Raw genomic sequence first — 5758 nt, 5'->3', positions numbered from 1 at the left:
CGTCCGGTGTGTAGGTGAAGGTGCCGTCGGCGTTGAAGCCCAGCGTGCCATGTTCCGGACCGGTCCCCAGGATGTAGCTCAGGCTGTCGCCGTCACCATCACTTGCCAACACGGCGCCTTCCAACGTGCCATCTTCAGCAACGGTAAATGCCGCCGAAGGGGCCACGGGCGCATCGTTGACGGCGGCCAGGTTGAAGCTGCGGGTCAGTCCCGACAAGATGTCGGTGCCATCGGTGACGGAATAGGTCAGTGTCACCACGCCGTAGTAATTGGCCGCCGGCGTAAAGGTCCAGCCGCCAGCCGTGGCCGTCAGGGTACCTAGATCCACCGAGATGGAGGATACGGCCAGGGTCTGGCCATCGCCGCCGGTCAGCCCTTCCAACAGGAGGGTTTCGAGGATGACCTGGGCCGTATCCTCGCTGCCGTCCGCTACCGTTGCGCTGGGCGTGCCCGCCGGCGCGCTGATAATCGACCCCTTAACGGAGGAAGACAAGAGCTGTGGCGCCGCTATCGACGGCGCCGTCACAGTGTTCAGAACGGAGCGCGTCTGCGGCATTGCGTCCAGACCGTCAGCGTCGAAACCGAAAAGCGTTTTCTTCATCGTGGGACTCCGTCATCGTCGACGAGAGCCGGAATCGCAAGTGAAGGCGCACCTTGGAGCATGAAGCGCATAACGCATTGCGCGACACCTCTAGTGAGGACCAAAACCTAGCTCCAACCTTCACCGCCCTCCGCGGAGGGTTAAAAAATTGTTAATACTCGGAGACTTAACCAAATCCCGCAAAAAGGCAAGCCAGTACCCGCAGAGATGTCTCCGATTTTGGTGGAAACACGTCACGAGAGTCAGGGTAACCTGCTGAAATTTTTGCGGAACTGACCGGACGGACAGGCAGACCTGTACATTCGTACAGTCAATGCACCAAAAAGGACAATTTCAGAAGTCGGAGTCGCCTATCAGGCGATTTCGCACCGCCATGGCAGCGGCTTCGGCCCGGTTGGCGACGCCCAGCTTCATCAGGACAGCGCCAACATGATACCGCGCTGTTGGCACCGAAAGGTTCATGTAAGCGGCAATATCGGCATTGGTATAGCCCTTGGTCAGGAGGGCGAGGACGCGCCTCTGCTGGCTGCCCAGGCCGTGGTCTTCAAGGTTTCCGGCTGCCTCCGGTTCGGGCGGCGCGCCGTCGCCGTCAACCTTGATCGCAATCTCGCCCCTGTGGATGCGCATAACCGCGTCGACAAGCTCGGCCGCTGAGAGCGTCTTGGCCAGGAAGCCGCGGCCGCCGGCCGCCATGACGCGCTCGACGGTGACGGGATCGTCGAACGTGCTCAGGGCGACGACACGTGTCTCGGGATAGAGTTTACAAAGGGTTTCGATTGCCGCGACGCCGCCCATGCCGCGCATCCGGATGTCCATGACGACAATATCCGGCCGCAGCTTCTGGCATAGGAAGATCGCGTCTTCACCATTGGCCGCTTCGCCGACGATTTGCATCCCCGGCTTGGTGCCGATGACCTGGACCAGGCCTGCGCGGACCACCATGTGGTCGTCGACAATCAGGATTCGAATGGGGTCATGGCTCATCTTTGGGCAACCAGATCAGGGTGAGTGTCGTGCCTTGGCCGGGCGCAGAGACGATGTCAAGTTGGGCGCCAATCTTGTTGGCGCGCTCTCGCATGATCTGCAGTCCCAAATGCGCCGGGCCGACGGTCTCCGGGGCGAAGCCGCATCCGTTGTCGGCGACCGTCAAAAGGGCCTGCGTGCCCAGGCCTTCAAAGGCGATCGTCACTGAACTCGCGCCCGCATGTTTGGCGATGTTGTTGAGCGCCTCCTGGGCGAAGCGATGAAAGATCGCGTGAACCTCAGCCGGAAGGGCGGCGTCGCCTACGATATCGAACTCGAAAGCGACCGTGTGATCGTCTTTAAAGTCGCGCGCCAAAAGCTCAAGAGACGGGCCCAGCGGTCGTTCCTCCGGTTCGGCGGCACGCAGGTCCGTCAGAAGCTGCCGCATTTCGATCAGGGCATGCCGGCTAAGCCCGCCCAGCCGCGACAGGGCCTGCTCCCCCTTTGCCGGATCCCGGCGTAGCTGTTCGGGCAGGCTGTCGGCCAGCATGGCAGCGGAAAACAGGGTCTGGCTGACCGTATCGTGAAGGTCACCCGACAGGCGAAAGCGCTCCTCCAACCGTGCATTTCGGGCTGTCATGTCGGCAATCTGTTCGGTCCTTGCCGCAACCCGTTGCTCCAGCGTATCGACGAGGGTCTGTTGGGCGTCAGCCATCTCGTTGAACGAGGTCGTCAAAAAACCGATTTCATCGTGAAAGGTTACGGGCACGCGCGCCCCCAAATCTCCCCGACGGAAGTCTTCCACGCCGGTCAGAAGATAATCCAGCGGCCGGACGAGATTACCGCGCAGAAAGGCCGGCAGGAGTATGAGCGTGAGCAGGACGGCGACCACCAGGAACCCTGCGACCGGTGCATAGGCCCGGTCGACATAGCGCAGGAAGTCAAGATAATGGTCGGCCATGAGGCCGGTCCCGGGCGATCCCTCAACAGGCAGGTCGCCCAGCGAAACCACCCTCACCCGTCCGCCCCCCGGCGTGATCCCCACCATCCAGGCGGTCAGGTTGGTCAGGACCAGATCGTAGCGCAGGTTTTGCGGGACCTCGGCGTAGGACAGGTCGATGACGCCGTTACGATACAGCGTCACCTGAAAGCTGTAGCGGTTGACCGGGTTCATGGTTTCCGTCAGCCGGTCCCACGTCACAACGACCTTATCGCCTTCGGTCAGGGCTTTAAGGCTGCAATCGTCGCACGGCGCGTCAAACCTGTAACCGCCCAGTTCCACCGCGAGGGGATAGATGCCTGGCTGGCGGCCATAGCGAAACTGCGCCTCGGCCCAGGTGGTGACGCGGTCGAAGCCCGCCATGCCGTCTTCACGGACAAAAACCGCGCGATAGCTCTTGCCATAAAAGGGAAATTCAAACGGCAGGTCAATCCGCCCGGTCGTCATATCGACATCAGCACCGCCGACCGTGTGGTATTGGTACGCGATCGCGGAAGCCCGGTATCCCCCCTGCCTGTCCGGAAGAAATCGGTAGGTTTGATGTGAACGGATACGATCGTCGCTGCGATAGGCAGCGGTATAGGCTGGTGCCATCATCCAGGACAGGGCGACGATCACGGCCAGAACGATGGTCATGGTTCCACCGGCGGTCTTCACCTGAAACGAACTCTGTTCGGGCATGTAGTTAAGAAACACCAGCGCGTAACCTGACAACATGGCGAGCATGAACCATGTGACGGCAATCTCGGTGAACGCGATGCTGATGATCGAATGGGCGCGCAGGAAGTAGAGCAGCACCTGGACCAGCGGCAGGAGCGTGAACATCACATAGGCGCGGGCGGCCCAGGCATCGCGGCCTCGGGCCTGCCAAAGCATCAGCCTGACACGGTACATCAACGTCGCATCAGACGCTTCCGTCTCCGAAGCACGAAAAAGTTGCCGCCCCATCACCAGCAGACCCCAGGCTACGCCGGCGACGACAGGATAGTCCATGTAACCAGGTCTAAACCAGACGTCGCCTTGCAGCGTGGCAACGAAGCGCCACACGGCGACCACGCATTCAACACCGAAAAAAGCGAGGGAGAGGAACTGTGCACAAAGGGCTTCCCATGGCCTCGTCTTTAAGCGCTGCGGAAAGTGGTAAGCAAACTGTATGAAGGCACAGATGGAGATCGCCCAGAAAGGACTTATCCACGGGAGGGCATAGGCCATCAGTGAAGGCAACAGCGCCGACCTCAGAAGGTTCAGCGTGATAACGGGTACAACGGCAGCCACGGTCACGCACAGCCATGCCAGAGTCGTCCAGTCCTTCCCCTGGCGTTTGGCCAATACGACGCGTCGCAAAAAATACAGGGATATAGCCAGGCTCAAGGCCAACTGGGCCAGGTAACTGACCGCGGCCGGGTTCCACATGATCCACAACATGCTGCCCCTTCGCGAAACGACCACGCCTTCGCCAGCCACTGGATAACATTGTGCAGGCCAATATCAAGCCGTGCGAGCATTTACCTGATGCCAATCGCAGATTTATTGGGACAGCTTATGTGAGTCCTATGCCCAGACAGACGCGCCGTTCGACATTCAGCAGGATCTTGGCAAGAGCTGTAACACCCGTTCATCGCCCAAATGAGCTGCGATGACACAGTCAGCGTATTGTTGACCGGCGGTTCGTGGCGTTGCGGTCACTATGGGGCGCTATGGATTGGAGCGGGTAGACGGGATCGAACCGACATCCTCAGCTTGGAAGGCTGCTGCACTACCATTGTGCTATACCCGCATAGCGATTTGAAGCGTGAGACCGGATGTTCTGTGAGTGATGGTGGGGGAAGCAGGACTCGAACCTGCGAAGCTTACGCAGGGGATTTACAGTCCCCCCCCTTTGCCGCTCGGGACATTCCCCCATACACTCACAAAGAACCGGACGCCTTAAACTCGAACCTTTGTAAAAGCTCAAGTCCAAAAATGAAAAAAACTTTTTGATTCACAGGCTTTCGGACGTAAAGACCGGGCCGGAATTAAAAGCCATCGTCACCAAGGCCTCAAATCGGAGCGCGTCTTATAGTGTCATCAAATCGCGAACGCAACGACCCGAAACGTCCGAAAGACAAAAACCGGCCAGAAAAGTTCTCTGGGCGCCCGCGCCCGCCAGAACCGCAACGCCCCAGGCAAGCGGAAAAATCCCCAAAACCCCAGACTTTTCAAAAATCTAAGGCGAACGACGATGGCTGGTTGTGGGGCGTCCACGCCGTCGAAGCCGCGCTGAAAAATGTGAACCGTCCCGGGCCATTGAAGCTGTATTTGAGTGAAGAGCGGGCCAGAACCCTCGCGCCGGCCCTGTTGAACCGCTCCGGCCTTAAGGTTTCGACCCTGCTGATGCCTGACATTGCCCGCATGTTGCCCCAGGGCGCTGTCCACCAGGGAATCGCCCTGCACGGCCCGGTTCTGGAGGGGGAAACGCTCGAATCGCTTTTGGAAAGCGGCGATGGCGTCATCCTGATGCTGGACCAGGTCACCGATCCGCAGAACATCGGCGCTATCTTCCGCTCAGCGGCCGCTTTCGGAGTCCAGGGCCTGATCATGCAGGATCGGCACTCGCCGCCGCTGCAAGGCGTCCTCGCCAAGACCGCCGCCGGCGCTGCCGACCGGGTGCCCTTTGCCCGCGTTACCAATCTTTCCCGGTCTCTGGAACTGTTGAGTGAGAACGGCTATGTCAGTATTGGCCTGGCCGGCGAGGGCGAATTCAGCCTGCACGAATTGCTCGAACGACAGGGCTGGGGCCGGACGCTGAAAAAACTGGTCCTGGTTTTGGGGTCAGAAGGCGAAGGCCTGCGCCGGCTGGTCGCCGAACATTGCGACCACCTGGCGCGGATCCCCATGCCGGGTGGGTTCGAAAGCCTGAACGTCAGCCACGCCGCGTCGATTTCGCTTTACGAAGCGCTCGCCCGGCCCCCCGTCGACTAATGCCAACCCGCGAAAATCTTGACTCATCGTGGGTTGGCAAGCGCGCCAAAGAACGTTCTGGGGCGCCCGAGCTTTTGCGAGGCGCCATGGGGGGCGCCTAGGGTCTGTTGAGATTCAGGATTCCCAAATCGTCTAGAAAATGATTCAAGCTCCCAAAGGAGCGCTTATGGATCGTTTGAGTATCACAGATGAGCAATGGCTGAAGATCGAGCCTCATTGTCTTGGCAAGCCGC

At 59.8% G+C, this 5758-nt stretch carries 4 protein-coding genes and 2 tRNA genes; 1 reads left to right on the top strand and 5 read right to left on the bottom strand.

The features are described from left to right. The 5 genes from ABAC402_RS0121055 to ABAC402_RS38815 all read right to left on the bottom strand — a co-directional run. On the bottom strand, positions 1-601 hold a 601-nt coding region (locus ABAC402_RS0121055), incomplete at its 3' end, for a cadherin-like domain-containing protein (RefSeq protein ID WP_031236133.1). 333 nt (positions 602-934) lie between these two features. Beyond that, complete coding sequence (locus ABAC402_RS38830; RefSeq protein ID WP_023451354.1) at positions 935-1585, bottom strand: response regulator transcription factor; 651 nt, start codon at positions 1583-1585, stop codon at positions 935-937. After that, positions 1575-3989, bottom strand: a complete 2415-nt coding sequence (locus tag ABAC402_RS38825) for a sensor histidine kinase (protein WP_023451353.1) — start codon at positions 3987-3989, stop codon at positions 1575-1577. The genes ABAC402_RS38830 and ABAC402_RS38825 overlap by 11 nt, the downstream gene beginning before the upstream one ends. Before the next feature lie 278 nt (positions 3990-4267). Further along, positions 4268-4341, bottom strand: a tRNA-Gly gene (locus tag ABAC402_RS38820). Positions 4342-4381: 40 nt separating this feature from the next. Beyond that, a tRNA-Tyr gene (locus ABAC402_RS38815) sits at positions 4382-4465 on the bottom strand. Positions 4466-4625: 160 nt separating this feature from the next. Between ABAC402_RS38815 and rlmB the strand changes: the two genes are divergently transcribed. Continuing rightward, positions 4626-5525: a 23S rRNA (guanosine(2251)-2'-O)-methyltransferase RlmB gene (gene rlmB / locus ABAC402_RS38810; RefSeq protein ID WP_031236131.1), complete on the top strand. Its 900-nt coding sequence runs from the start codon at positions 4626-4628 to the stop codon at positions 5523-5525. The last annotated feature ends 233 nt before the right edge of the window (positions 5526-5758 follow it).

It is taken from the genome of Asticcacaulis sp. AC402, assembly GCF_000495835.1.
Lineage (GTDB): Bacteria > Pseudomonadota > Alphaproteobacteria > Caulobacterales > Caulobacteraceae > Asticcacaulis.
Note: the sequence above shows the minus strand (reverse complement) of the source record. Positions and strands in the feature narration are given on the sequence as shown.

Bases quoted from the DNA above. Each gene is read 5' to 3' on its own strand.
- ABAC402_RS38830 (WP_023451354.1), bottom strand. From the start codon at position 1,585: ATGAGCCATGACCCCATTCGAATCCTGATTGTCGACGACCACATGGTG.
- ABAC402_RS38825 (WP_023451353.1), bottom strand. From the start codon at position 3,989: ATGTTGTGGATCATGTGGAACCCGGCCGCGGTCAGTTACCTGGCCCAG.